We start from the raw sequence: 26,495 nt of genomic DNA on the forward strand, positions 1-26,495 counted from the left end.
CTGTCTCCAGCTCTGCTGAAAAAGATCGCAAACCCCGGCTTCCATCGTCCAATGAATAATGGCACCCTTTACATGCCTAAATGTTATGAATTGGATTTGCGATGGCGCGGATCAACTCGCGGCAGGTGGAGGCCTTCCGGGCGATGATGCTGACCGGCAGCGTCACCGAAGCTGCGGCGCTGATGACAGTCACGCAGCCGGCGGTCAGCCGGTTGCTGCGCGACCTCCAGGCGCTGTTGAAGATGGAGCTGTTCGAGCGGCGCGGTACGGGCCTGGTGCCGACGGCCGCTGCGATGGCGCTCTACACCGAAGTGGAACGTTCCTTCGTCGGCCTCGAGCGTATCGCCGCCGCAGCGGAGGAAATCCGGGGACGCCGCACCGGCTCGCTGCGGATCGCAGCACTACCGGCGCTGTCGAACGGATACTTGCCGCGGCTCACGGGTCACTTTCTGAAAGAGCGGCCGAACCTCAACCTCGCCTTCTTCGGCGTGATCTCGCCGATCGTGGTCGACTGGGTGCTGAACAATCAGTGCGACGTCGGTTTTGCCGAGGTGCCGATCGCGCATTCCGGCCTGCCAAGCCAGAAGCTGCCGGCGCCTGCGCGCGTCGCGGTACTACCGACCGGTCATCGCCTCGCGGAAAAGCAAGTGCTGGAGCCGCAGGACTTCGAGGGCGAGACCTTCATCTCGCTGTCGGCGGGATCGTCGAGCCGCCACCTCGTCGACCAGATCTTCCATCGCCACGATGTCCGCCGCGTGCTGCGTGTGGAAACCGCGCTGTCCGAGATCATGTGCGGCCTGGTGTCGTCAGGGCTCGGGGTTGCGATCTGCGATCCCTTCACCGCACAGGAATTCTCCACCCGCGGCGTCGTCGTGCGCCGCTTCCTGCCGCGCATCGACTTCGAGTTCTCCGCGGTGTTTCCGGCGCAGCGCAGCCCCTCGCCGGTCGCGCTCGATCTGGTCGAGACCATGCGGAAGTCGCTGGCGGAGTTTGAGAGCTAGCCGTTGAACGCAGCCTGCGCCTCCGGCAGGTCCCAGATCTTGCCGATCGCAGCAGTACCTGCCGCAACCATCGCAGCCTCATCCGCTCCGAGATAGCGGCCCTCATCGATCAGCACACGGCCGTCGACCATGACCTGATCGATATTGGCGCGGTTGGCGAGCGCGATCAGCGCGCGGCGCGGGTCGAACAACGGCTGAAGATGCGGATGGGTAAGATCGACCACGGTGAGGTCGGCGGTCGCGCCGGGCTCGATGCGGCCGAGATCCGGCCGCTTGATCACGTTGGCGGCGACCGCCGTGTTCGCCTCGATCAGCTCGGGCGAGTTCGCGACGTCGGCACGCTGCGACGTGACCTTGGAGATCAGCGAGGCCGCATTGAGCTCGCCGAGCAGGTCCATGTTGTAACCGTCGGTGCCGACCACGGTGCGGACGCCGTGCTCGGCGAAGCGGCTGAACGCTGCGGTGATCCCGGCGCGCGCGAACACGCGCGGGCAGTTCAGCACGGTCATGCCGCGCGCGGCCATCAACTTGAGATCCTCGTCGCTGCTGAACATGCAATGCGCCGCCATCAGGTCCGGCGCAAGCAGGCCGAGCCAGTCGAGATATTCCGCCGGCGTGCGGCCGCCATAGCGCTTGCCGATGGTCTCGACCTCGGCGCGGCTCTGCGCCATGTGCGTCGTGATGGGCACGCCGAGCTCACGCGCCCGTGTCGCGCAGGCTTTCAAGAGATCGGGGCCGCAGGTGTCGGTGGCATGCGGGCTCATCGCGAGGCTGATGCGACCGTCGCCCCGATTGTTCCAGCGCTGGTAGAGCGTATCCCACCTCGCCATGTCGGCAGCGCCGCCGTCGCCGGAATAGCGGACCACGCCATCGGGGCCGGCTTTGGCGTCGGAGGTCGAGAACAGATAGGGCGCGCCATAGAAGCGGATGCCCATCTCCTCCGCCGCGTCGAACATCTCGGGGATCGAGTTGCGGAACGGCTCCATCACCGTGGTGGCGCCGCCCTTGAGCAGCTGGAGGATGCCGAGCCGCGCCACCGCGAGGCGCTCTTCCGCCGACAGGATTTCAGCGCCGCGCTTGGTCAGCGGCAGCAGCACCGTATAGACGATGCTCTGGTTGTTTTTGCGGCCATTGCCATCCTCGCTGTGGCTGCGCGCCACGGCTTCAGAGAAGCAGTGATTATGCAGGTTCAACAGGCCCGGCAGCACGAAGCGGCCAGGACGATCGTAGACCTGATCTGCGCGCGGCCTGTCGCGCGTGACGGCCGCGATCTTCTTGCCTTCGACCAGAACCCAATGGTCGCGCAGCACGTCCTGCGCGCCGTCGTTGCGTGACAGCACATAGCTGCCGAAAATTGCTGTGGTGCTCATGCGGGGCGTACGTTCCAGAACACGGCGGTGCCGTCGAGAATTCCGGTGATATCTTTGCGGTAGGCGGTCGGCTGCTTGTACAGGCCGATCGGAATATAGGGGATTTCCTCGAAGGCCACCGCCTGGATCTCGCGGCAGATGCGCTGCTGCTCGGCAAGCTCCGAGGCCGCCAGCCACTGGCTGCGCAATGGCCCCATCTTCGCGCTCGCATACCAGCCGGCCACCTTGCCTTCGCCGCGAATGTTGGTATTGCCGGCCGGATTGAGCCAATCGATGCCCTGCCAGTTGCCGACCGCCGCGCTCCAGCCGCCCTGCCCGATCGGATCCTTCTTGAGCTGGCGCTGCAGCACCACGGCGAAATCGAGGCCGGCATATTCGACGTTCATGCCCGCCTTGCGCAGCGAGTCCACCGCGATCTCGCCGAGCGGCTTCTGCGCCAGCGAGTTGGTGGGGACCAGCAGCACGATCTTCTCGCCATTGTAGCCGGCGGCCTTCAGGTCGGCCTTGACCTTGTCGTAGTTGCGCGGACCGCGGAACACGTCGAGGCCGACTTCGTTCGCCATCGGTGTCCCCGGCGCGAAGAAGCCGATCGGCGACACCCGGAAGGCGGGGTCGGTGCCGGCCACCGCCGTCATGAATGCCGACTGGTCGATCGCGCCGAGCAGCGCGCGGCGGATGGCAGGATTGTCGAACGGCGGCTGAAGATGATTGAGCCGCATCATGCAGGCGTAACCTCTGGGATCGAGGATGCGCGTCTCGATATCGCCGGCAGCCTTGATGATCGGCAACAGATCGTGCGGCGTGGTCTCCTGCCAGTCCTGCTCGCCGGTCTGGAGCGCGGCAACGCCGGTGCCGGCATCGGGCGTGGTGGTCCAGACCACGCGGTCGTAGTGCACGATCTTCGGGCCCGCGGTCCAATCCGGCTTGCCGTCGGTGCGCGGCTGATAGCGCTCAAACTTTGCGTAGGCGTTGCGCGCGCCCTGCACGCGCTCGTCGGCAAGATAACGGAACGGGCCGCTGCCGATCACCTCGGTGAGCGGCTTGAACGGATCCTGGCTCGCCAGCCGTTCCGGCATCATGAAGCAGGCGTTGATCGCGGCCTTGCCCAGCGCTTGCGGCAACAGTGGAAACGGACGCTTGAGACGGAAGCGGATGGTGCGGTCGTCGGCGGCCGACAGCTCGGCGGTCGCCTCCATCAGCTCGCCGCCAAAGCCGTCGCGCGCCGCCCAGCGGCGGATGCTGGCGACGCAATCGCGTGCGAGCACGCGCTCTCCATCGTGCCAGAACAGGCCGTCGCGAAGCGTCAGGTCCCACTGGAGCTGGTCGCCCGAGATGACGTGGCCCGACAGCATCTGCGGCGAGACCTGGAGCGAGGCGCTCATGCCATAGAGCGTGTCGTAGACCATGAAGCCATGGTTTCGCGACACCTGCGCCGTCGAATAGATCGGATCGACGAAGGCGAGATCGATGACGGGGATGAAGCGCAGCGTGGACTGCGATTCAGCGCGGACGATGCCCGGCAATGAGAGCGCCGGCACCGCTGCGGCGGCCTTGAGGAGCGAGCGACGGGAGATCGGCATTCCTGGAGGCTCCTAAACGTACTTTACGTATTCAATAAGACCGCGCCGATCGCGACGGCCACTGCCTGTTGCGCCGGCTCGACCACGGGGACGCCGATCGCCTCCGCGATGGCGGCGCGGTGCGAGGCCATCCCCGCACAGCCCATCACCACGACATCGGCGCGATATTGCGTGACCAGCGCGCGGCCAGCCTCGATCAACCGCCCGCGGATGTCCGCACTCGCCGTCTCGGCCGCGCTGGCGCCGACCGACCAGCTTCCGGCAAAACGGCCGTCGACGCCCATCACCCGCGCCATGCGCTGCTGACGGCGGATGCTCGACGGCGACAGAGCGATGATGCCGAAACGTTCGCCGAGCATCAGCGCGCGGAAGATGCCACATTCGGCGATGCCCATGACGGGGCGCCCGCCAGCGGCCTCGCGCACCGCATGCAGGCCGGGATCGCTGAAGCAGGCGAGCACGAAGGCATCCGCGTTGTCGCGCGATACACGGTTCACCAGCGGCATCACCACGCTGTCGGCATCGCGCTGCGAGCTGATGCTTGGCGGCCCCTCGGCAAGTCCGACCACCTCGATCTCGGGCCCGCCCGCGATGCGCAGCGGCGCCACCGCGTCGTCAATCGCCGCCGTCACCGACGCCGAGGAGTTGGGGTTGATGACGAGGATGCGGCGACGGGTCATGGTACTTCTCAACGGTTGGCGGCCTCGTGGCGCAGAAAGTTTTCCGCGATCTTCTCGCCGGTGGTGATCCAGACGTCCGGGCACGACTTTGCGTAGGTGAGAAACTCGCGCAGCAGACGCAGACGCATCGGACGACCGCTGCATTGCGGATGCAGCACGGTCGTCACCATCGCGCCCCAGTCGCGCACTTCATCCAGCTCGTCCTTCCAGATCGAGAGCACATGCTCCTTGGGAAAGATCGAGCGCGGGCTGAAGCGGGCGGAGAGACCATGCATCCAGTCGTCATAGCTCGCCGTCACCGGCAGCTCGATCGTGCCGGGCTTGCCGTCGGCGAGGCGATGCCGATAGGGCCTGACGTCGTCGCGGAACGAGGAAGTGTAGACGATGCCATGGCGGACCAGCGCCACGCGCAGCTCCTCGGTGAACTCGCCATAGGGCGCGCGGTATCCGGTCGGCTTGACGCCGAGCCGACGCCTCAAGGCCTCGAAACCGCGCTCCAGCTCCTCCTCGATCCAGGGATCGCCGGGATCGGGCAAGAGATGGTGATAGCCGTGATGGCCGATCTCGTGGCCGGCCTGGAGGATCGATTCCGCCATGGCCGGATGCGCATCGACCGACCAGCCCGTGACGAAGAAGGTCGCCTTGAGATCGAGCTGATCGAGCAGTTCCAGAAGCTTGGGCGTGCCGACGCGCGCCTCATAGCCGCCATAGCTCATGGTGATGAGCCGCTGCGCATGCAGCGCGTCCTTGCTGGTCCACGCGGTCTCGGCGTCGACGTCGAACGACAGGAACATCGCCGATGTGTACGGCTTCGGCCACGGATAGTCCGGCGCAGGATCCGCGGTGTTGGCTGGGGTGAGCGGAATGCTCTGGAGTGCCTTACTGTCCAGCATTGATGGTCGCCTTCTCTATTCCGTTGTCGTTCAGTTTCCATTTCGCCAGCAGCGTACGATAGGTGCCGTCGGCGATCAGCGCATCGACGGCCTCGACGATCGCTTGCTGCAACGCCTTTTCCTTGACCGGCAGCGCGATGCCCGTGAACTGCGTCGCGAAGGGATCGCCGACCGGCGCATAAGTGCCCGGCTCCAGGTCCATCACATAAGGCAGCGTCTCGTTGCCCTGCACGGCGGCGTCGATACGGCCCTGCTTGAGCTGCGTCCGCGCATCGGCCGAGCCGTCGGTGCCGACGAACTGGATCGGATTGCCCGCACAGTTCTGCTGGCTCCACTTGTCGATCTCGGCCGGAAACATGGTGCGACGGCTGGCGCCGACCTTCTTGCCGCACAGGGCGGCCATGTCCTTGAACTCCGCCGCACGGGACTGCTGCACGAAGAACTTTGGACCGCTGCGCAGATAATCGACGAAGGAGGCAATCTCGTGCCGGCTCGCATAGTCGGTGAAGCCGGACAGGATGGCATCGACCCGCCCTGTCGAGATCGACGGCATGAACTCGGCAAAGCTGGTCTCGGTCCATTCGATCTTGACCCCGAGCTTGCGGCCGATCGCCTCGCCGAGATCGACGTCGAATCCGGACAGAGCGTTGGTGGCGGGATCGCGGAACTCCATCGGCGGATAGTTCGGCACCAGCGCCACCTTGAGGCTGCCGCGCTTGGCGATATCTGCCGGCAACTCGACCGCCAAGGCCGATACGGTCATGGCTCCGAACAGCGCCCCCGCAATCAAAACTCTCTTCATCAACATGCCCTCATCTCAGATCACAGCCGAAAGAAATGCCTTGGTCCGCTCCTCGCGCGGTGCGCCGAGGACATCCGAGGCGCGGCCCTGCTCGACGATCGCGCCCTGGTCCATGTAGACGACGCGGTCGGCGACCTCGCGCGCAAAGCCGAGCTCGTGCGTCACCACCATCATGGTCATGCCGCTGTTGGCCAGCTCTTTCATCACGGCAAGCACCTCGCCGACAAGCTCCGGATCGAGCGCGCTGGTCGGCTCGTCGAACAGCATCAGCATCGGCTTCATGGCGAGCGCCCGCGCAATCGCCACGCGCTGCTGCTGGCCGCCGGAGAGCTGCGCCGGATAGGAGTCCGCCTTGGCCGCCAGCCCGACACGACGGAGCAGCTCGATTGCCTCCGCGCGCGCCTCGTCGGCTTTGCGGCCCTGCACCTGGAGCGGGCCTTCGGTGATGTTCTCCAATGCGGTCTTGTGCGGAAACAGGTTGAAGCGTTGGAACACCATGCCGGTCTTCAGCCGCTGCCGTCCGATTTCACGCTCACTGAGACGATGGAGCTTACCACCCTGCTCGCGCACGCCCAAGAGCTCGCCGTCGAGCCAGATGCCGCCGCTGTCGATGATTGCGAGCTGATTGATGCAACGGAGCAGCGTGGTCTTGCCTGAACCCGAGGCGCCGATCAGGCACATCACCTCGCCGGGCCAGACGTCGAGCGAGACGCTTTTGAGAGCCTGAAACTCTCCAAAACTCTTGCTGACGGAGCGGATCGCGACGAGGGGCTTTGTCATCGCGCGAGCCGCATTGTGCCGCGTGCAAAACGGCGTTCGAGCAGCATCTGGAGCGGGGTGAGGATCGAGACGACGAGCAGATACCAGAGGCCCGCGGCGATCAGGAGCTCGATCACGCGGGAATTGGCGTAATAGATGTTCTCGGCGTTGTGCAGCACCTCGGGATATTGGATGACGCTCGCGAGCGAGGTCGCCTTGACCATGCCGATGAACTCGTTGCCGAGCGGCGGGATCACCACGCGCATCGCCTGCGGCAGGATGATCCGGCGCAGCGCGCGCAGCTGCCCCATGCCGATCGCCTGCGCCGCCTCATATTGCCCGATGTCGACCGACAGCATGCCTGCGCGCATGACTTCGGACGTATAGGCGCCCTGGTTGATGCCGAGCCCGAGCAGCGCCGCAAGGAACGGCGTCATGACGTCGACGGCGCGCGCGCTCCACAGGCCGGGAATGCCGATGGTCGGAAACACCAGCGCCAGGTTGAACCACAGCAGCAATTGCAGGATCAGCGGCGTGCCGCGGAACAACCAGGTGTAGCCGGCCGCGACCGTCTTCAGCACCGGATTGGGCGACAGCCGCATGATCGCGACGATGATGCCGAGGACAATGCCGAGCGCCATCGCCAGCACCGCCATCACCATAGTGTTGACGATGCCTTCGAGGATCACTTTTGCGGTGATGAAACGGCTGACATAGGACCATTCGATCTGGCCATTGGCGAAAGCACGCGCGATTGCTGCCAGCACCAGGACGATCAGGGCCGCGCTGAACCAGCGAAACCAGTGCGGCTCGCGCGCGATCCGCATTCCCGACAAGTCGGGGAAGCCTTCCGCGAGTGCCGGCGCCGGCTTCATTGCGGCGCCGCGTTCAGCATGGGCTGGGCGACCGCATTGGCGCCCAGGCCCCATTTGTCGAGCACCGCCTTGTAGGAGCCATCAGCGATCATCGCAGTGAGCTTCTCCGTCACGACCTCGCGGAGTGCCGTATCGTCCTTGCGGAACATGATGCCTTGATAACCTCTGGCAAAGGCCTCGCCGACGATGCGGTATTTTCCAGGTTCTTGCGTCTGCGCATACGGCAGCGTCTCGCTGCCCTGCACGGCGGCGTCGATGCGGCCCTGCCTGAGCTGGTTGCGCACGTCGATCGAGTTCTCGCCAGGCACGTACTGGATCGCCGGCTTGCCGGCCGCTTCGCAATTCTGCTTGCTCCATTTCTCGATCTCGACCGGGAAGCTGGTGCTGCGCGTGGTGCCGACCTTCTTGCCGCAGAGATCGGTCGCGGCCTTCGCGTCGCTGTCGGCCATCACGAAGAACTGCGGTCCTGTCGTCAGATAGTCGACGAAATCGGCGGTCTCGCGCCGCGAGGCGCGGTCGGAGATGCCGGAGATGATGAAATCGGCCCGCTTGGTCTGGAGCGAGGGGATCAGCTCGGCGAATGGCGTCTCGCTCCAGACAATCTTGAGGCCGCCGAGCCGCCTGGCAAGCTCGTTCGCCAGATCGATGTCGAGCCCGACCAGCTCGTTGCTGGCGGGATCGCGATATTCCATCGGCGCATAGGTCGAGTTGACCGTGAGCTTGAGCGCGCCCGCCTGCTTGATTTCCGGCGGGAGCTCGGCCGCTCGCGCGGACGTCACGGCAGCCAGCGCTGCGAAACCGAGGGAAAGCGAGAGGCGTGTCATGTCAATCCTTCAACCTTTATCTTTGCCGACCCTTTTCGTTGCCAATCCAAGCCAGCGCTGTGCCATTTTGCTCAGTCCGCATCGAGCACGGCCGGCTCGATGACGCCGGCGCGCTCGGTGATCACCCTGTACTGCTCAGGCCGCCGGTGGGCGGCGAAATTGAACATCTTGTCCTTGCCCTGGCGGCAGAGGTCGAGATCGATGTCGGCGACGATGACCTCGTCTGTCAACGTCGCCGCCTGCGCGACGATGCGGCCGTTGGGATCGACGATGCAGGAGCCGCCGATCAGGCCGGAGCCGTCCTCCTCGCCCGCCTTGGCCACCGAGATCGCCCAGGTCGCGTTCATGTAGGCGTTGGCTTGCGTCACCAGCGTCGAGTGGAAAGTGCGCAACGAGGCATCTTCGGTGCTGCCGCCATTGGGATCATAGGCCGCCGAATTGTAACCGATGCAGACCAGCTCGACGCCTTGCAGGCCGAGCACACGCCAGGATTCCGGCCAGCGGCGGTCGTTGCAGATCATCATGCCCATGATCGCATGCGCCCAGGCAGATCCCGCGCGGAACGCTGGAAAGCCGAGATCGCCATATTCGAAATAGCGCTTCTCGAGCTGCTGGTAGCGCGCGCCCTCCCGAGGCTCGACCGAGCCCGGCAGATGCACCTTGCGGTAGCGGCCGAGGATCTCGCCGTCGCGATCGACCAGGATGGCGCAATTGTAACGGCGGCCTTCGGGCGTCAATTCGGCATAGCCGACATAGAAGCCGACGCGCAGCGCACGCGCGCGCTCGAACAGTTTTGCCACGGCCGGGTTCGGCATGCCGCGCTCGAAATATTGGTCAAGCGCGGCGCCTTCCAAAAGCCAGCGCGGAAAGAACGTGGTGAAGGCGAGTTCGGGAAACACCACGAGGCTGGCGCCGCGGCCCGCCGCTTCCTCCAGCATGGCCAGCATCCGCGACAGCGTCTGCTCACGCGCATCGGCTTTCTGCGTCGGCCCCATCTGGGCGGCGGCGGCGCGAAGGACACGAACCAAGTTTGCCTCCAATCTGTGCGCAATGCTGCCTCAATGGGCTAGTGAACCCTTTGATCCAGCGTGCAAATCCGCGGTATTAGGCGCAAGCCGGGCTGCAAAAGCAATTCATCGTGCTATGATCTTTTGGCCCAGAGTATAACAGCCAGTGATATGAACCTGCGCCAGCTCGAGATCCTGCATGCCGTTATCCGCCATCGCACCACGGTGGCGGCGGCCGACGAGCTGGCGCTGTCGCAGCCGGCGGTCAGCAACGCGCTGAAGACGATGGAGGCGCAGGCGGGCTTTGCGCTGTTCGAGCGCATCAACAACCGGCTGTTTCCAACCGCGGAGGCGATGGCGCTCTACAAGGAGAGCGAGGCGATCTTCGCGCTTCACGCCAAGCTCGAGAATCGCGTGCGCGATCTGCGCGAGAACCGCGCCGGGCATCTCGCCATCGTGGCAACGCCGCCGCTCGCGTACAGCATCATCCCCACAGCGCTGTCCGGCTTCCTGCGCCGCCGCCCGGAGACGCGCGTGTTCTTCGACGTCCGGCGTTATGAGGGCATCATCGAGGGCGTGCTCAGCCATGTCGCCGAGCTCGGCTTCGCACTCGGGCTGACGCATCATCCCGGCATTGCGCATGAGGTGGTGCACACCGGCGAAATGGTCTGCGTCTTGCCGCCGCAGCACCCGCTGGTGTGCAAGCCTGTGATCTCGGCCTCCGATCTGTCTGGCCTGCCCTTCATCGGGCTCGAGCGCGGCACGCGGCTGGGCGAAGCCGTGCGCGACAGTTTTGCTCGCGCCGGCGCGCCGTTCCAGCCGACGGTTGAGGTACGCTATTGCAACACCGCCTGCGTGCTCGCAGCCGCCGGCGTCGGCGCCGCCGTGGTCGACCCCTTCTCACCGCGCCAGAATGGCGGGCACGGCCTCGTCGTACGGCCGTTCACACCGACAACACGCGCGGTCGCTTACATGCTTTGGTCGGAAGCCGAACCGCTGTCGCGCCTGGCAAAGGCCTTTCTCGGCGAAGTCCGCAAGGAGAGCGCGCTGCTGGCGCGCACAGCGCCACACCAGCAAGATGAGGCAGGAAGCGACTGAGCTTTGACCTGAGGGCATATGGCACGCATCACCATCATCGAGACCGGGCAGGTCCCGCCGAAATATCGCGAGCAGCATGGCTCCTTTCCGGACATGTTCGAGCGCATGGTCCGCGCCGAGGATCCGACCGCCGAAATCGAGGTCGTCAGCATTCCGAATGGCGATGCGCTGCCCGATCCGAGCAAGCTCGAGGCCGTGCTGATCACGGGGGCAGCCGCCGGTGTCTATGACGGGCTCGACTGGATCGCGCCGCTGGAAGATTTCGTCCGCAGTGCCTACGCCAACAAGACGCCGATGGTCGGCGTCTGCTTCGGCCATCAGCTGATCGCGCAGGCGCTCGGCGGCACCGTGCGCAAGTCCGAAAAGGGCTGGGGCATCGGCCGGCACGTCTACCAGGTGCTGCCGGAGAACGGCGTCGTTGGCGGCGAAGCGGTCGCCATCGCCTGCTCGCATCAGGACCAGGTGATCGAAGCGCCCGACGACGCGCTGACCATCCTTTCGTCGGAATTCACCCCGCATGCCGGCTTGCTCTACGCCAACGGCGCGACGCTGACGGTGCAGCCCCACCCTGAGTTCGACGTCGAGTTCGCCCAGGTCTGCTGCGACCTGCGCGACGGCAAGGCGCCGGACGAGGTCGTGGCGACCGCGAGGCAGTCACTGGCGGAGCCGTTGGACAACGCGAAGCTCGGTGGAGCGATTACGCGCTTTTTGGCGCGCAAATCCATCTCCTCACCCTGAGGGCCTGCCAAAGGCGGGCGTCTCGAAGGGTCGAGGTCCCCGCTGTACCGGCCGGGCCTGCATGGTTCGAGACGCCGTGGAGCCTGTCATCGGGCCGCGCGTTGCGCGAACCCGGTGGCGGCTCCTCACCATGAGGATTGAGAGTTACTCAGAACGGATCCGTCCCCAGTCCCGGCACATCCGCCGGCCGCGGTCCCGGCGCGGGCCAGTGAAACCGCCGATCCTTCTCCGCAATCATAATGTCGTTGATCGAGGCTTCGCGCCGCCGCATCAGACCGTGCTCGTCGAACTCCCACTGCTCGTTGCCGTAGGAGCGATACCACTGTCCACCGGCGTCGTGCCATTCATACTGGAAGCGCACCGCGATGCGGTTGCCATCGAAGGCCCAGAGATCCTTGATCAGGCGGTAATCCTGCTCCTTCTCCCATTTGCGGGTGAGGAAGGCGACGATGGCTTCGCGACCTTGAAATACTTCCGAGCGATTGCGCCAGCGGCTGTCCTCGGTATAGGCGAGCGAGACACGTACCGGGTCACGTGAATTCCAGGCGTCCTCGGCCATGCGGGCCTTTTGCGCGGCGGTCTCACGGGTGAAGGGCGGAAGCGGCGGGCGCGACATGAGGGCCTCATCAGTTTGCAAGGCCGCAATCTATCGCCACACGCGGCGGAGTCGAGAGGTGATCCCCTATCGACCGATCACGAAATCAGATCGGCCTTCATCAGCGTACGGATCGATTTCGGGATCGGCTGGGCGCGGCCGCCGCTGATGAAGGCGACGCGCACCTCGGCCTTGACCAGCACGTCCTCACCACGCCGCACCTCCTGCGCCAGCATGATGGACGCCCCCTTCACCGCGACCGGCCAGGTCACAACGTCGAGCACGTCGTCCATCCGTGCCGGCTTGAGGAAGTCCAGATGCATCGAGCGCACCACGAAGGCGAAGCCAGCACCTTCCGTCTCGACCTGATCGAACAGCGCCTGCTGCTCGGCGCCCATCAGACGCAGGTGATTGGTGCGCCCGCGCTCCATGTAGCGCAGATAATTGGCGTGGTAGACGATGCCGGAGAAATCCGTGTCCTCGTAATAGACGCGGACCTGCATGTGATGGCGGCCGTCGCGGATCTCGCCGTCGAGATGAGCTGTCACGTCGCGAGCCTCTTCGCTTGTCGCTGCAGATCCGTTTTGCGCAAAAACGGCCGGCAGCGCAAGCACGGCTAAGACACCGTTGCCACCGGCGCCCGCCCCAGCGTCACCTCGACAATCTCCGGCGGCACGCCGACGCGGACCGGGATGATGCTGCAACCGAGGCCGCCGGAGATGACGACGTCGCATTTCAGCCGGAGATGGCCATAGACGAGCGGAACGCCATGCTGCGGCGGAAGCGCCGGCGACCAACCGAGCAAGCGAACTTGGCCGCCATGGGTGTGACCGGACAATTGCAGCGCAACGCGCGCGGGTACCCGCGTCGCGATATAGGGCTCATGCGCGAGAAGAATGATCGGCGCGTCGTCGGTGATCTTCGCGAGCGTCGCATCGAGATCGTCGGCCCCGAAACTCCTCCCGTGGCCATAGCGCGGCCCAGCAACATAAGCGAGCTGATCACCGAGGCCCGCGAGCCAGAACGAGCGGCCATCCTTGCTCAGACGCACAACGTCGTTCTCGTAGACGGGAATGCCAGCCGTCTCCAGCGCACGATGGGCGACCGTGGGCCCGTGCCCGGCGCGCTGCACGACCTTGTCGTCCCAATAGTCATGATTGCCCATGACGGCATGAACACCGAGCGGCGCCTTCAGGCCAGCCAGCACCCTCGCCCACTCTCCGGCCGGGATAACGCGGGTGACGTGGTGATGGCCGGCGACATAGTCGCCGAGCAGGGCGATCAGATCGGGCTTGAGCGCGTTGGTCTGGTCGACGATGGCCTCGATCCGCTCCAGCGACATCCAGGGATCGCAGGCATGGATGTCGGCGATGACGGCGATCTTCAGCGGCAGGTCCGCAGGCCATTGTCGCGGCATCGGATCATAGCGCGTGATGCGCGGCCGCAGCTCCGGCTCGACGCCGACCCCATAGGCGGCCGTCGAGATGCCAAGCGCCGAAAGGCCGCCGACAGACCGGAAGAGATGACGCCGAGAGATCATGGAAGCCTGCTTGTGATGCGCTTCCGTAATGCAGCCCGATTGGAGCGGAATTGGGGTGCGCTTGTGCAGATCATCTGCACAGATGATTACCGGAAGTTCATGATAGCGACATCATTAACGATTGAGCAGATCACTCGTCGCTGTCGTCGGTGCCGAACAGGCCGAACTGGGCCGCCGCATCCCGCGATGGCTCGGCGATGCCGAGATGTCGGAAGGCGTGCGAGGTGAGCAGGCGGCCGCGCGGGGTGCGCTGGAGGTAGCCGCACTGGATCAGATAGGGTTCGATGATGTCTTCGATCGCATCGCGTGGCTCGGACAGCGCCGCGGCCATCGTCTCCACGCCGACCGGGCCGCCACCGTAGTTCGTCGCGATGGTCGTGAGGTAGCGGCGGTCCATGGCGTCGAGGCCGGCGGCATCGACCTCGAGCGCGCTCAATGCATGGTCGGCGATCTTGCGGTCGATCTTGTCGGCATCGGCGGCTGAGGCGAAATCACGCACGCGACGCAACAGGCGGCCTGCGATACGCGGCGTGCCGCGGGCCCGGCGCGCAATCTCGTTGGCGCCGTCAGCACTCATGCCGACATTGAGCACGCGCGCACCGCGGGTGACGATGCTCTCCAGTTCCTCGATCGTATAGAAGTTGAGCCGGACCGGAATGCCGAAGCGATCGCGCAAGGGATTGGTGAGCAGGCCCGCCCGCGTGGTGGCGCCGACGAGGGTGAACTTCGACAACTCGATCTTCACCGAGCGCGCCGCCGGCCCCTCGCCGATGATGAGGTCGAGCTGAAAATCCTCCATCGCGGGATAGAGCACCTCTTCCACCGCCGGATTGAGACGATGAATCTCGTCGATGAACAGGACATCGCGCTCTTCGAGATTGGTCAGCAGCGCGGCGAGATCGCCGGCCTTGGCAATCACGGGGCCCGACGTCGCACGAAAGCCGACGCCGAGTTCCTTCGCCACGATCTGCGCCAGCGTGGTCTTGCCGAGGCCGGGCGGGCCGACGAACAGCACGTGATCCAGCGCCTCGCCCCGCTTGCGCGCCGCCTCGATGAAGATCGAGAGATTCTTGCGCGCCTGCTGCTGGCCGACGAAGTCGGACAGCGATTGCGGACGCAGCGCGGTGTCGCCGACATCGTCGCTGCGGCGCTCGGGGGAGACCATGCGGTTGGCTTTGGGATCGCTCACTCAGCGAACTCCTCGTAGGGCGGGCAAAGGCGCCCTTCGCGCCCTGCCCACCATGTCTCCGATCAATCCGAAGGTGGTGGGCACGCTCCTCTTTGCCCACCCTACGAGATTGAGCCTTGCAGCCCTCACTTCGAGAGCTCCTTCAGTCCGAGGCGAATGAGCTGCGCCGTTTCGGCGTTCTCACCTGCGCTGCGCGAGGCTGATGCGATCGCCGCAGCCGCCTGCGGCTGGCCATAACCGAGATTGACCAACGCGGAGATCGCATCGGCAACGGGGCGCGGTGCACGCTGGTCGTCGACGGCCCCGGCAAGATGCACGACGGCGGGATCGACACTGGCGAAAGCCGGCGCCTTGTCCCTCAGCTCGGTGACGATGCGCTCGGCGACCTTCGGCCCGACGCCCGGCGTGCGCGACACCGCGGCCTTGTCGCGCAGCGCAATTGCGTTGGCGAGATCGGGCGGCGCCAGGGTGCCGAGCACCGCGAGCGCGACCTTGGCGCCGACGCCCTGCACCGTCTGCAGCAGCCGAAACCATTCGCGCTCCTGGTCGGTGCGGAAGCCGAACAGTTTGATCTGGTCCTCGCGAACATAGGTCTCGATCGACAAGACGGCCGCTTCGCCCGGCGATGGCAGGTGTTGCAAGGTGCGAGACGAGCAATGCACCTGATAACCGACGCCGCCGACGTCGAGGATCACAAAATCCTCGCCATAGGAATCGATCAGGCCCTTGAGCTTGCCGATCATAACCCCGCCACCTTCAGCCTGAGCGCCGTGCTCTGGCGGTGATGGGCGTGGGTGATGGCGATGGCGAGCGCGTCGGCAGCATCAGCGGACGGCGGCTCGGCTTTCGGCAGCAATATCTTCAGCATCATCGCGATCTGTTGCTTGTCGGCGTGGCCAGCACCGACCACCGTCTTCTTGACTTGGTTCGGCGCGTATTCGGCAACGGAGATGCCGAACATTGCGGGCGCCAGCATGGCGACGCCCCGGGCCTGGCCGAGTTTCAGCGTCGCGACGCCGTCCTTGTTCACAAAGGTCTGCTCGACGGCCGCTTCCATCGGCTGATGGCTGGAGAGAATGGCCGCGAGCCCCTCGTGGATCGCCAGTAGCCGGTTCGACAGCGGCAGATCGTCCGGCGGTTCCACCGAACCGCAGGCGACATAGATCAGGCGGTTGCCCTCGGCCTCGATCACGCCCCAGCCGGTGCGGCGCAGGCCGGGGTCGATGCCGATGATGCGAACGGGCTGGCGAATCGGGAGCGCGGTCATGGACCAGTGATAGCGGTTGGCCCATGATAGCGAAACAGAAACAGAACAGAAGTCCCCTGCGGAAAGGCGGTTAGCCGCCCTACCCGCCCATCTTCGCCATCAGCGCGTCCGACACCTCGAAATTGGCGTAGACGTTCTGGACGTCGTCATGCTCGTTGAGCAGGTCCATCAGCTTGAGCAGCTTCTCGCCGGTCTCGTCGTCGACCGCGACCGTGTTCTGCGGCTTCCAGATCAGCGCGGCTTTGCGCGGCTCGCCGAACTTGGCTTCCAGCGCCTTGGCGACGTCGCGATAGCTTTCCGTTGAAGCGTAGATTTCGTGGCCGCCCTCGCCCGAGACCACGTCGTCGGCGCCGGCCTCGATCGCGGCATCCAGCACTGCGTCGTCATCGGCAACGCTGCGGTCATATTCGATGACGCCGGTGCGGTCGAACATGAAGGAGACCGAACCGGTTTCGCCGAGATTGCCGCCCGATTTGGTGAAGAAGGAGCGGATGTCTGAGGCGGCGCGGTTGCGGTTGTCGGTCAGGGCCTCGACGATGACGGCGACGCCGCCCGGGCCGTAGCCCTCGTAGCGGATCTCGTCATAATTCTCGCCATCGCTGCCGAGCGCCTTCTTGATGGCGCGCTCGATATTGTCCTTCGGCATGTTCTCCTGCCGCGCGGCGATCACCGCGGCGCGCAGGCGGGGGTTCATGGCGGGGTCGGGCGTGCCGAGCTTGGCGGCGACGGTGATTTCCCGCGCCAGCTTGCCGAACAGCTTCGACTTCTGGGCATCCTGCCGCCCCTTGCGGTGCATGATGTTCTTGAATTGGGAATGTCCGGCCATGCGTGATCTTCTCTAGGGAATCGTGCGTCAAAGGTGAGCGTGGGGATGCGCGGCCTTATAGGCCGCCAACCCACCGGAATGAAAGAGCCTCTCATACTTTAAGGTAAGATCGTAGAGGCCAGTGCCCAGAACTCAGGCACCGTTAACCCTGATTTCATCCCAGCCTGCAAAAATAGCGTCCGCCCACCTTCCCACAAGAGTAGTCCCAATGGCGTTCTCATTTTTCCGGAAGCGCCTGCCCGACATGGTGACGCCAGCAGCAAGCCCGCAGACCGCGGTGCCGCCCGCCCAGCCCGCGCCCGCTCCGGCCACGGAAGCCGATTCGACCCGCGAGATCCTGGAACTGCTGGAACTCGAGCTCGGCGCCATGATCCGGCAGCTCGAGCGCGCCGCCAATTCGGTGGCAGGCGGCGCCGAGGCGACCGCGGCGACGCTCGCCGATATCCGTAAGCGTACCGACGCGCTGACCGGGCGGACCAATGCCGCGCAGTCCAACGCCTCGAGCTTTGCGGATGCCGCCGACAAGTTCACCCAATCCGCGCGAGGCATCGGCTCGCAGGTCCGCGAGGCCGGCAAGCTCGCCGATCAGGCCAGCGCCGCGGCGCAGGAAGCGCGCGAAAATGTCGACCGCCTGCGCGAATCCTCTGCCGCGATCGGCAACGTCGTCAACCTGATCGCCCAGATCGCGCGGCAGACCACCCTGCTCGCACTGAACTCGACCATCGAGGCCGCGCGCGCCGGCGCTGCCGGCAAGGGCTTTGCCGTCGTCGCCACCGAGGTGAAGGCACTCGCGGTGCAGACCCAGAGCGCGACGGAGGAGATCTCCAAGAAGATCGACGCGCTGCAGCGCGACGCCGCCGGCTCCGTGGATGCGGTGCACCGGATCTCGCAGGCGATCGAGGCGATCCGCCCGGTGTTCGACACCGTCAACGGTGCGGTGGCCGAGCAGAACGCCACCACCAGCGAGGTCTCGGGCAACGCCAGCAGCGCCTCGCAATTCATCATCGCCGTCGGCGAGAGCGCGGCCGAGATCGACGCCGCGACCAAGGCGGCCGAGACTCATGGCGAGAACGTCGCCAGCGCCGGCAAGGCCGTGACGACCTTCGCGCAGAAGCTGAAATCGCGCTGCGCGGTGTTGCTCAAGCAGAGCGAGCACGACGACCGCCGCAAGACCGAGCGCCTGCCCTGCCATCTCAAATTCGACAGCGCGCGCGGCGTGCTGCCGGTCTATGAGATCGCGATGGACGGCGTCTTGATCGGCGGCGCGGAAGCATCCAGGCTCGCAGCCCAGGCGATCATGGACGGCAGCCTCGAAGATATCGGCGCCTGCCGCCTGCGGGTGATCGAGCAATCCAAGGCCGGCGCGCGCACGCTATTCGTCAGCCCCAATTCCGAGCTGCGCGAAAAGATCGAAGACAAGCTCTGGTCGATCCACGAGGAGAACACCGAGTTCGTCACCCGCGCGATGGAGGCCGGCAACGCCCTGACGAAAATCTTCGAGCAGGCCGTCGCGCGCGGCGAGGTCAAGATGGAGGACCTCTTCGACACCGACTACGCGGAGATCGCGGGCACCAATCCGCAGCAATACCGCACGAAATATCTCGACTGGGCCGACCGCGCGCTGCCGCCATTCCAGGAATCCTTCCTCGCCAAGGAGCCGCGCATGGCGTTCTGCGCCATGGTCGACCGCAACGGCTTCCTGCCGGTCCACAACAAGATCTATTCACATCCGCAGCGGCCGGGCGATGTCGCCTGGAACACGGCCAATTGCCGCAACCGCCGCATCTTCAACGATGCAGCGGGGCTGGCGGCCGCGCACAACCAGCGCTCCTATCTGATCCAGAGCTATGCGCGCGACATGGGCAACGGCAACACGGTGATGATGCGCGAGATCGATGTCCCGATCCGCGTGCAGGGCCGGCACTGGGGTGGCTTTCGCACGGCTTACAAGCTGTAGCGAGCAAAATATCATGCACAGTAGCCGGGGCGTGAGAAATCAACGGCTTGGCGCCGCATCACGCGCGCCGGGCGCCTGTTGCGTTGACTCGTCGGGCAAAACACCTGCATAATGCTATTATTCCGAAATTTGTATCCTGCGGGCGCGCCGCCCCATTTCATGTTCGCACGAATTTCGTCATCGCATGATTTTGCTTGATCGCACGATTGTCTTGCTCCGATCGGCGGCGTCATGGCGAAAATGCGTCAAAACATGACGATTATCATATCAATTAGCCCAAAAGCTTTGCAGCAATCGCCGCACAAATTCGTGAACGTCATGGCGTGACGCTTCGCCGGCGCAGATATGCATTGCTGCGAATTTGAAAGCTTCATCGTTGCGCATCGGTATGATTATGGTCGCGCGACATTTCGCCGAGCAGGTCGCCGCAAGCGATCCGGTGCGAGCAAGGGGATGCATATGGCAACAGTTCTCACCATCAACGGCGAAACGAAATCGTTCGATGCACCACCTGACATGCCGCTGCTGTGGGTGCTGCGCGACATCCTGGGGATGACCGGCACCAAGTTCGGCTGCGGCATCGCGCAATGCGGCGCCTGCACGGTGCATGTCGATGGCAAGGCGGTGCGCTCCTGCGTGCTGACGGTCAGCGCGGTCGGAAGCCGCGCCATCACCACCATCGAGCATGTCGGCACGACGCCCGCGGGGGCGAAGGTGCAGAAGGCCTGGCTGGAGGCCGAAGTGGTCCAGTGCGGCTATTGCCAGTCTGGCCAGATCATGGCGGCCGCGGCGCTGCTGGCGGCAACGCCAAACCCTGACGATGCCGACATCGATGCGGCGATGGCCGGCAACATCTGCCGCTGCGGCACCTATGTGCGCATCCGCGAGGCCATCAAGCTCGCCGCCACCGGCAAGCAGGCGTGAGGTCCACCATGAATGCACACGACACCGTCTCCCGCCGTTCGCTCCTGACCGGCGGCCTCGCAGGCGGCTTCCTGCTCGCCTTCCATTTGCCGCTGCGCGCCGCCCCCAACGAGCCGGTGCAGCCGAAGGATACGACCGACGACAAGTTCGCGCCCAACGCCTTCATCCGCATCGACGAGACCGGTCGCACCGTGCTGATGATGCCCCAGGTCGAGATGGGTCAGGGCACGTATACCTCGATCTCGGCGGTGATCGCCGAAGAGCTCGACGCCGACTGGAGCAAGGTCGAGGTGCAGCACGCCCCGCCCAACGACAAGCTTTACGGCAACCCGACCTTCGGCCTGCAGGTCACCGGCAACTCCAACTCGATCCGCGCCTGGTGGCTGCCGTTGCGCAAGGCCGGCGCGACCGCGCGCGCGATGCTGGTGCAGGCCGCCGCCAGCCAATGGGACGTCGAGCCGGCAAGCTGCACGGCCTCGAAGGGTGAGGTCGCCCATGCCGCGAGCGGCCGCAAGCTGGGCTATGGCGAGTTGGCGCTTGCCGCGCAGAGCCAGACGCCGCCCAAGGACGTCGCGGTCAAGGACCCCAAGGATTTCGTTCTGATCGGCCAGCCGCTGAAGCGGCTCGACACGCCAAACAAGGTCAACGGCAAGGCGCTCTACGGCATCGACGCGATCCTGCCCGACATGAAGATCGCCGCGATCGCCAATTGCCCTGTGTTCGGCGGCAAGGTCGGCAAGGTCGACGACAGCGCGGCGATGAAAGTCGCCGGCGTGCGCAAGGTCGTCGTGCTCGACGACGCCGTTGCCGTGATCGGCGATCACATGTGGGCGGCCAAGAAAGGTCTCGAGGCGCTCAAGATCGAGTGGAACGAGGGGCCGAACGCAAAAATCTCCACCAAGGACATCTGGGACGATTTGCGCAAGGCCAGCGAGAAGGACGGCGCGGTCGCCAAGTCGACCGGTGATATCGCCAAGGCGCTCGCCGCTGGCGACAGGTTCGAGGCGGCGTACGAACTGCCGTTCCTGGCGCACGCCTCGATGGAGCCGATCAACGCCACCGTCCATGTCAGGCCAGATGCCTGTGAGATCTGGACCGGCACGCAGATCATGACGCGGGTACAGTCGGAGGCGGCGAAGGCCGCCGGACTTCCCGTCGACAAGGTGATCGTCAATCAGCACCTTCTCGGCGGCGGCTTCGGCCGCAAGCTCGAGCCCGACATGGTGGTTGCGGCGGTGAAAATCGCAAAGCAGGTCGACTATCCCGTCAAGGTGATCTGGACGCGCGAGGAAGACATCCAGCACGATGTCTACCGTCCGGTTTATCGCGACCAGATCACGGCCTCGCTGGTCGATGGCAAGGTCGCGGCCTGGAAGTACAAGGTCGCGGGGTCCGCGATCCTGGCGCGATGGCTGCCGCCGGCGTTCCAGAAGGGCATCGACATCGACGCCATCGATGCCGCGGTCGATGCGCCCTACGACTTCGCCAATTTCCACGTCGAATATGTCCGGGCCGAACCGCTGTCGATACCCACAGGCTTCTGGCGCGGCGTCGGCCCGAATAACAATGTGTTCGCGGTCGAATGCGCCATGGACGAGCTGGCCCGCAAGGCCGGCAAGGACCCGATCGAATTCCGCCGGGCCATGCTGACCAAGAACCCGCGCATGCTCGCGGTGCTCAATCAGGTCGCGGAGAAATCAGGCTGGGGCCAGCCCTTGCCGGCCCGCGTCGGCCGCGGCGTCTGCGTGCAGCCATCCTTCGCCAGCTTCATCGCGACCGTGGTGGAAGCGGAGATCGACGACATCGGCGAGATCGTGCTCCGCCGCGTCACCTCGGTCGTGGACACCGGCATTGCGGTCAACCCTGACACGGTGAAGGCGCAGATCGAGGGCGGCCTGATCTTCGGCCTCACCGCCGCGCTCTATGGCGAGATCACCATCGACAAGGGCCGCGTGCAGCAGTCGAACTTCCACGACTACCGCATGATGCGCATCAACGAGACGCCGAAGATCGAGGTGACCGTCGTCAAGAGCGGCGAAGCACCCGGCGGCATCGGCGAGGCCGGCGTCAATGCCGGACCGCCGGCCCTGCGCAACGCGATTCTTGCAGCAACCGGCGTGGCGCTGCGGCGCCTGCCGATTGATCGGAAACTGCTGGCTGCGGGGAAGAAGGCATGAACAGGACAATGCGTATCCTCACAGGCCTCGTCGTGATCGCCATCGTTGCGGTGGGGATCGGCGTCTTCATCATCCGAGGACCGGGGCCGCTCGATTTTGCCGGCGGCACCAAGGTGGCGCTGGCGGATGACCGCGCCGGCAAGCCGACCGGTGCGCCCGCCAAGTTGGAGAAAGCGAGCCTGGTCGAGCGCGGCGAATATCTGGCGAAGGCAGCCGACTGCATGGTCTGCCACACCAAGCCCGGCGAGAAGGACTATGCCGGCGGGCTGGCGTTCAAGCTGCCCTTCGGCACGCTCTATTCCACCAACATCACGCCGGACAAGGACACCGGCATCGGCAATTACAGCGACCAGGATTTTCTCAACGCGGTCCAGCGCGGCAAGCGCCATGACGGCGCCCGGCTTTATCCGGCAATGCCCTACACGTCCTACACCTACATGAGCGACGAGGACGTGCTGGCGGTGAAGGCCTATCTGTTCAGCCTGCCGGCGGTGCACGCCAGGGCGCCCGACAACACGCTGTCGTTCCCGTTCAACCAGCGCTGGGCGATGATCTTCTGGTCGGCCGTGTTCAATCCCGACACGCGCTTTGCGCCTGATACCTCGAAGAGCCCGGAGTGGAACAGAGGCGCGTATCTGGCCGAAGCGCTGGCGCATTGCGGCGAGTGCCACACCCCGCGTAATCTCGGCTTCGCGCTCGACAACCGCAAGAAGTTTGCAGGCGCGATCACCGCCGGCTGGCACGCGTTCAATATCTCTTCGGACAAGGCGACGGGTCTCGGCAATTGGAGCGATGAGGATCTGATCTCGTATCTGTCGCTCGGCCACGCGCCGGGCCATGGCTCGGCCTCGGGTCCGATGGGCGAAGCAGTTGATCACAGCTTTAGCCAGTTCGCGCCGGAGGACATCCGCTCGATCGTTGCCTACTTGCGCAGCGTGCCGCCGGTCTCCTCGCCTGATCTGCCGGCCACGACGGCGCCGGTCGCCCCGGCCTCGCACAAGGACGGCGTCACCGCCGACGCACGCGGGAAAAAAGTCTTCGCCAGCGCCTGCGCCAGCTGCCACGGCTGGAGCGGCGAAAGCCCGGTCTCGCCGATGGCAACGCTGACCGGCACCTGGGCCGTCAACGACCCCGCCGCCACCAACGTCGCGCAGATCGTGATCTCGGGCACGAAGCGACACACGCCTGACGGCGCGCTGGCGATGCCGGCATTCGGCAATGCCTACACCGACGACGAGATCGCGGCGGTGGCGAACTATGTCACGGCGCGGTTCGGGACGAAGGGCTCGAAGCTGACGGCGAAGGATGTGGCGCAGCTGCGGGGGCAGACGGCGGAGTAGCGTGATGATGGGATTGATGCGCGATCGCGCGTCGATCTCCGCTGTCGTCCCGGCCCCCGTGCGCAATTGCGCACTAGGCCGGGACGACACCGCGTATGTGGGCGCGACCGTTCAGCTCAACCAGTATCGTAGGGTGGGCAAAGCGAAGCGTGCCCACGCGCTTTGCGAACATGGAGAGAGATCGTGGGCACGGCGCAAGTGCGCCTTTGCCCACCCTACGATTTCGGAGAGTGTAGCTTCGTTCTTCAGCTCAACCAGAATTTCGGTGTTGCCGGCTCCAGCCTTCCACCGACGCGCACCGGTGCGATGCGTAGCGCGAGCCCCGTCGCATCGTCCGTCTCCACGGCCACACCGCTGAGCGTCGCCACGCCCGCAGCCGGTTCGAACCGGCCCGACGGAATCCCCGACGTGAACCGGCGCAGCGGCTCTTCCTTCTGCATGCCGATGATCGAATCGTAGTCGCCGGTCATGCCGGCATCGGTCATGTAGGCGGTGCCGCCTGAGAGGATCTGGTGGTCGGCGGTCGGCACATGCGTGTGGGTACCGACGACGAGGCTGGCGCGGCCGTCGCAGAAGAAGCCGATGCCCTGCTTCTCGCTTGAAGCCTCGCAATGGAAATCGACGACGATGGCATCGGCGGCGACGCCGAGCGGACAGGCGCCCAGCTCGCGCTCGAGCGCGGCAAAGGGATCGTCGAACGGGGTCATGAAGACACGGCCCAAGGCGTTGACGACGAGGGCATGCTTGCCGTTCTTGGTCTCGACCAAAGCGGCGCCGCGGCCGGGCGTGCCGCGCGGATAGTTCGCGGGCCGCACCAGGCGCTCGGCGCGCTCGATGAAGACAAGGGCTTCGCGCTGGTCCCAGGAGTGATTGCCCAGGGTCACCGCGTCGGCACCGGCGTCAAGGAACTCCTGATAGATCGCCTCCGTGATGCCGAAGCCGCCGGCCGAATTCTCGCCGTTGACCACGACGAAATCGAGCGACCAGTCCCTGACCATGCCGGGCAGATATTCGGCGACGGCGCTACGCCCGCTGCGGCCGACGACATCACCCACGAAGAGAATGCGCAACTTCAGAACTCCGGAAATCGAACAATTCGGTTTCCGTTAGCACATAATCCAGCGCCACGTCGTGGGATAGTGCCGGAACCGCCTTGATCTCCTGCGCTGCAAACGCAAGCCCGATGCCGACGATGTGCTTGGTCTTGCGCAGGTGTGCGAAGGTGAAATCGTAATGTCCCGCGCCATAGCCGATGCGATGGCCGAGGCGGTCGAACGCTGCGAGCGGCGTCAGCATGATATCGGGAATGACCTCGGCGGCCGCGGGCGACGGCTCGGGAATGCCGAGCGGGCCGAGCATCAGGCGGTCGCTCGGATGGAAGATGCGGAAGATCAGCGACTGGCCGCGCGCGGTGACGCAAGGCAGCGCCAGCCTGGCGCCCTCCTCAGCGAGCTTCTTCATCAGCGGCAGCGGATCGATCTCGCTGCGGATCGGCGAATAGCCGGAGACGATGCTGCCCGGCAGCAGCTTGAACGGCAGCCCACGCCTGGCGAGCTTGGCGGCGGCGGCAACGCGCTTCTTCTCGCTGAGCGCGTCGCGCGCCGCGAGGGCTTTGGCGCGAAGTTCGGATTTTGTGTTGGTCATGTGCGCTTGCTCGCGGTCATCACCCGCGAATGCGGGTGATCCAGTATTCCAGAGGCGGTCGTGATTCACACAAAGGCCGCGGCGTACTGGATTCCCCGCTTTCGCGGGGAATGACACCGGTTGAACTGGCCGCAGTCGTTCAACAGGTACAAACCAAGCAGATATCAAGTGCGAAGCCGCGGACGCCGTTGAAGCACTCGATCCCGGAGTTCCCTACGAAAGTAGGTGGGCACCATATGTCCGGGCCCACGGGCCCGGCCAGGGACAGTTCCCTAAAGGATCGATAAGGCCCCGGGGATATATGGCTCCTGACGCACGTCGCAGCCTCGCTTGCGCAATGTAACAACGATACTGACGAATCGCCAGCCCGCTCGAGAATGCCGAGCTGCATGCCAGGCCGAAAAGTGCGCTCCCCGACAGTCATTCCGGGGCGCGCGTAGCGCGAGCCCGGAATCCGTCGGGCTGCAGGCGCTGCGGATGGATGGATTCCGGGCTCGCGCCAAGAGGCGCGCCCCGGAATGACGGCGGAGTGCCGCCACTACCCGATCGCAATCCCGTTGCCGACGGTGCGGTTCAGTACCTGGGTCGATTTCTCGATGCGCTCGGCGGCGGCGTTCAGGGCGTTGACCACGGCGGTCTGGGTCATGCGGGCGCGTTCGACGGCGGCGTTGCGGAAATCCCGGAGCTCGACCAGCTCCTGCTCCATGGTGCGGATGCGATTTCCCGCGTCGATCAGCTCGTCGCAGACGGTCAGCGCCGCCATCACGGTGAGGCGCGCATCGCCGATCTCGCCGAACTTTCCGCGCAGCGACTGGATCCGCGTCTCCAGGCTTTCGGCGAGCTTGAGCAGCCGCACCTCCTGGCCCTCCTCGCAGGCCATGCGGTATTGCCTTGCGTTGATGGTGACGTTGATGTGGCTCATCCGTCCTCTCCGGTATCGAGCACCGAGCGTATCGTGACGATCGCGGAATCCAGCCGGTCGGAGATCTCGCGATTGACGCGTTCGAGCTTGCGCGCCTTCACCAGCGCGCCGTCGAGTTCGTCGGCAAGGCGTGAGCGGTCGGCGCCCAGCGCCTGGATCCGCGTCGCAAGCTCGTTCTCGTCGCGATCGGCATCACGCCTTCGCTCGACCGCGCTTTCGAGCGCGTCGAGCGCCGCCGTGAGTCTGCGGGTCGCGATCTCGATCTCGACGGCGGACGACTCCGTCATGGCAGAGCTTTTGGATACGCGATCGTTCATGCAGTCAGCGGCGGAACCCTGTGGGCTTTGCCCGTGGCCTTTATCTCGGGCCTGCCGTCCGGCAAAAGACTCGGTTCGGCAAGCGGTTAGAAGCAGAAATTTACGTGGCAAGCTAGCCAAGCGCAACGCCGCCGCGAAACTATGCACCGTTCTTGCGGGCATGATCTGGC

27 protein-coding genes and 1 other RNA gene are annotated in these 26,495 nt (G+C 65.2%); 7 read left to right on the top strand and 21 right to left on the bottom strand.

Translation table 11 applies throughout. The features are described from left to right. Positions 1–101 precede the first annotated feature (101 nt). Positions 102–1,001 carry a LysR substrate-binding domain-containing protein gene (locus tag HYH07_RS08280; RefSeq protein WP_220002045.1) on the top strand — a complete coding sequence of 300 codons (900 nt, stop codon included), beginning with the start codon at positions 102–104 and terminating at the stop codon, positions 999–1,001. Here HYH07_RS08280 and HYH07_RS08285 read toward each other — a convergent pair. From HYH07_RS08285 to HYH07_RS08325, 9 genes are all read right to left on the bottom strand, one after another. Further along, positions 998–2,371 carry an amidohydrolase family protein gene (locus HYH07_RS08285; protein WP_220002046.1) on the bottom strand — a complete coding sequence of 458 codons (1,374 nt, stop codon included), beginning with the start codon at positions 2,369–2,371 and terminating at the stop codon, positions 998–1,000. The two genes, HYH07_RS08280 and HYH07_RS08285, sit on opposite strands and share 4 nt — an antisense overlap. Further along, positions 2,368–3,951, bottom strand: coding sequence for an ABC transporter substrate-binding protein (locus HYH07_RS08290; RefSeq protein ID WP_220002047.1), 1,584 nt, complete (start codon positions 3,949–3,951; stop codon positions 2,368–2,370). The genes HYH07_RS08285 and HYH07_RS08290 overlap by 4 nt, the downstream gene beginning before the upstream one ends. A gap of 23 nt (positions 3,952–3,974) precedes the next feature. After that, a complete protein-coding gene (locus tag HYH07_RS08295; protein ID WP_220002048.1) occupies positions 3,975–4,631 on the bottom strand; it encodes an aspartate/glutamate racemase family protein in 657 nt (218 codons plus the stop codon). Positions 4,632–4,639: 8 nt separating this feature from the next. Further along, the gene (locus HYH07_RS08300; RefSeq protein ID WP_220002049.1) at positions 4,640–5,524 is read right to left on the bottom strand and encodes a polysaccharide deacetylase; all 885 of its coding nucleotides are present in this window, start codon (positions 5,522–5,524) and stop codon (positions 4,640–4,642) included. After that, complete coding sequence (locus HYH07_RS08305) at positions 5,511–6,326, bottom strand: ABC transporter substrate-binding protein (protein ID WP_220002050.1); 816 nt, start codon at positions 6,324–6,326, stop codon at positions 5,511–5,513. The genes HYH07_RS08300 and HYH07_RS08305 overlap by 14 nt, the downstream gene beginning before the upstream one ends. A gap of 15 nt (positions 6,327–6,341) precedes the next feature. Next, positions 6,342–7,106, bottom strand: coding sequence for an amino acid ABC transporter ATP-binding protein (locus HYH07_RS08310; protein WP_220002051.1), 765 nt, complete (start codon positions 7,104–7,106; stop codon positions 6,342–6,344). Continuing rightward, a complete protein-coding gene (locus HYH07_RS08315) occupies positions 7,103–7,960 on the bottom strand; it encodes an amino acid ABC transporter permease (RefSeq protein ID WP_220002052.1) in 858 nt (285 codons plus the stop codon). The genes HYH07_RS08310 and HYH07_RS08315 overlap by 4 nt, the downstream gene beginning before the upstream one ends. Continuing rightward, positions 7,957–8,784 carry an ABC transporter substrate-binding protein gene (locus tag HYH07_RS08320; RefSeq protein WP_220002053.1) on the bottom strand — a complete coding sequence of 276 codons (828 nt, stop codon included), beginning with the start codon at positions 8,782–8,784 and terminating at the stop codon, positions 7,957–7,959. The genes HYH07_RS08315 and HYH07_RS08320 overlap by 4 nt, the downstream gene beginning before the upstream one ends. A 71-nt stretch (positions 8,785–8,855) precedes the next feature. After that, positions 8,856–9,812, bottom strand: coding sequence for an N-carbamoyl-D-amino-acid hydrolase (locus tag HYH07_RS08325; protein ID WP_220002054.1), 957 nt, complete (start codon positions 9,810–9,812; stop codon positions 8,856–8,858). Positions 9,813–9,962: 150 nt separating this feature from the next. On the opposite strand from HYH07_RS08325, the gene HYH07_RS08330 reads away from it, so the two are divergent. Together HYH07_RS08330 and HYH07_RS08335 are read left to right on the top strand one after the other, a co-directional pair. Continuing rightward, positions 9,963–10,889, top strand: coding sequence for a LysR family transcriptional regulator (locus HYH07_RS08330; RefSeq protein WP_220002055.1), 927 nt, complete (start codon positions 9,963–9,965; stop codon positions 10,887–10,889). An 18-nt stretch (positions 10,890–10,907) separates the two neighbouring features. Continuing rightward, a complete protein-coding gene (locus HYH07_RS08335) occupies positions 10,908–11,627 on the top strand; it encodes a type 1 glutamine amidotransferase (protein WP_220002056.1) in 720 nt (239 codons plus the stop codon). Positions 11,628–11,775: 148 nt separating this feature from the next. On the opposite strand, the gene HYH07_RS08340 is transcribed toward HYH07_RS08335, so the two are convergent. The 7 genes from HYH07_RS08340 to HYH07_RS08370 all read right to left on the bottom strand — a co-directional run bounded on the left by HYH07_RS08340 (position 11,776) and on the right by HYH07_RS08370 (position 17,044). Further along, positions 11,776–12,243 (bottom strand): nuclear transport factor 2 family protein, encoded by a 468-nt coding sequence (locus HYH07_RS08340; RefSeq protein ID WP_220002057.1) that lies wholly within the window; start codon positions 12,241–12,243, stop codon positions 11,776–11,778. A 77-nt stretch (positions 12,244–12,320) separates the two neighbouring features. Beyond that, positions 12,321–12,770 (bottom strand): tol-pal system-associated acyl-CoA thioesterase, encoded by a 450-nt coding sequence (ybgC, locus tag HYH07_RS08345; RefSeq protein WP_082813630.1) that lies wholly within the window; start codon positions 12,768–12,770, stop codon positions 12,321–12,323. Between the two features lie 68 nt (positions 12,771–12,838). Next, entirely contained in the window at positions 12,839–13,762 is a 924-nt protein-coding gene (locus HYH07_RS08350; RefSeq protein WP_220002058.1) for a metallophosphoesterase, read from the bottom strand. A gap of 130 nt (positions 13,763–13,892) precedes the next feature. Then, a complete protein-coding gene (gene ruvB / locus HYH07_RS08355; RefSeq protein ID WP_312016655.1) occupies positions 13,893–14,951 on the bottom strand; it encodes a Holliday junction branch migration DNA helicase RuvB in 1,059 nt (352 codons plus the stop codon). A 125-nt stretch (positions 14,952–15,076) separates the two neighbouring features. Beyond that, complete coding sequence (gene ruvA, locus HYH07_RS08360; protein ID WP_220002059.1) at positions 15,077–15,694, bottom strand: Holliday junction branch migration protein RuvA; 618 nt, start codon at positions 15,692–15,694, stop codon at positions 15,077–15,079. Further along, a complete protein-coding gene (gene ruvC / locus HYH07_RS08365; RefSeq protein ID WP_220002060.1) occupies positions 15,691–16,218 on the bottom strand; it encodes a crossover junction endodeoxyribonuclease RuvC in 528 nt (175 codons plus the stop codon). The genes ruvA and ruvC overlap by 4 nt, the downstream gene beginning before the upstream one ends. A 79-nt stretch (positions 16,219–16,297) precedes the next feature. Next, positions 16,298–17,044, bottom strand: coding sequence for a YebC/PmpR family DNA-binding transcriptional regulator (locus HYH07_RS08370; RefSeq protein WP_220002061.1), 747 nt, complete (start codon positions 17,042–17,044; stop codon positions 16,298–16,300). Positions 17,045–17,252: 208 nt separating this feature from the next. Between HYH07_RS08370 and HYH07_RS08375 the strand changes: the two genes are divergently transcribed. From HYH07_RS08375 to HYH07_RS08390, 4 genes are all read left to right on the top strand, one after another. Beyond that, a complete protein-coding gene (locus tag HYH07_RS08375) occupies positions 17,253–19,001 on the top strand; it encodes a methyl-accepting chemotaxis protein (RefSeq protein WP_220002062.1) in 1,749 nt (582 codons plus the stop codon). Between the two features lie 459 nt (positions 19,002–19,460). Further along, positions 19,461–19,925, top strand: a complete 465-nt coding sequence (locus HYH07_RS08380; RefSeq protein ID WP_220002063.1) for a (2Fe-2S)-binding protein — start codon at positions 19,461–19,463, stop codon at positions 19,923–19,925. Positions 19,926–19,933: 8 nt separating this feature from the next. Continuing rightward, positions 19,934–22,102 (top strand): molybdopterin cofactor-binding domain-containing protein, encoded by a 2,169-nt coding sequence (locus HYH07_RS08385; protein WP_220002064.1) that lies wholly within the window; start codon positions 19,934–19,936, stop codon positions 22,100–22,102. Further along, positions 22,099–23,442: a cytochrome c gene (locus HYH07_RS08390; RefSeq protein ID WP_220002065.1), complete on the top strand. Its 1,344-nt coding sequence runs from the start codon at positions 22,099–22,101 to the stop codon at positions 23,440–23,442. The genes HYH07_RS08385 and HYH07_RS08390 overlap by 4 nt, the downstream gene beginning before the upstream one ends. 245 nt (positions 23,443–23,687) lie before the next feature. Here HYH07_RS08390 and HYH07_RS08395 read toward each other — a convergent pair whose 3' ends face one another. The 5 genes from HYH07_RS08395 to HYH07_RS08415 all read right to left on the bottom strand — a co-directional run bounded on the left by HYH07_RS08395 (position 23,688) and on the right by HYH07_RS08415 (position 26,295). Next, positions 23,688–24,512, bottom strand: a complete 825-nt coding sequence (locus HYH07_RS08395) for a TIGR00282 family metallophosphoesterase (protein WP_220002066.1) — start codon at positions 24,510–24,512, stop codon at positions 23,688–23,690. Then, positions 24,490–25,086 carry a 5-formyltetrahydrofolate cyclo-ligase gene (locus tag HYH07_RS08400; RefSeq protein WP_220002067.1) on the bottom strand — a complete coding sequence of 199 codons (597 nt, stop codon included), beginning with the start codon at positions 25,084–25,086 and terminating at the stop codon, positions 24,490–24,492. The genes HYH07_RS08395 and HYH07_RS08400 overlap by 23 nt, the downstream gene beginning before the upstream one ends. 169 nt (positions 25,087–25,255) lie before the next feature. Further along, positions 25,256–25,416, bottom strand: a non-coding RNA gene (gene ssrS / locus HYH07_RS08405) — 6S RNA. Positions 25,417–25,624: 208 nt separating this feature from the next. Further along, complete coding sequence (locus tag HYH07_RS08410; RefSeq protein ID WP_057759298.1) at positions 25,625–26,008, bottom strand: cell division protein ZapA; 384 nt, start codon at positions 26,006–26,008, stop codon at positions 25,625–25,627. Continuing rightward, positions 26,005–26,295 (bottom strand): DUF4164 domain-containing protein, encoded by a 291-nt coding sequence (locus HYH07_RS08415; protein WP_409363888.1) that lies wholly within the window; start codon positions 26,293–26,295, stop codon positions 26,005–26,007. Before HYH07_RS08415 ends, HYH07_RS08410 begins: the two co-directional genes overlap by 4 nt. Positions 26,296–26,495: the final 200 nt, after the last annotated feature.

Origin of the sequence: Bradyrhizobium sp. BR 10261, assembly GCF_019455395.1 — a bacterium.
Lineage (GTDB): Bacteria > Pseudomonadota > Alphaproteobacteria > Rhizobiales > Xanthobacteraceae > Bradyrhizobium > Bradyrhizobium manausense.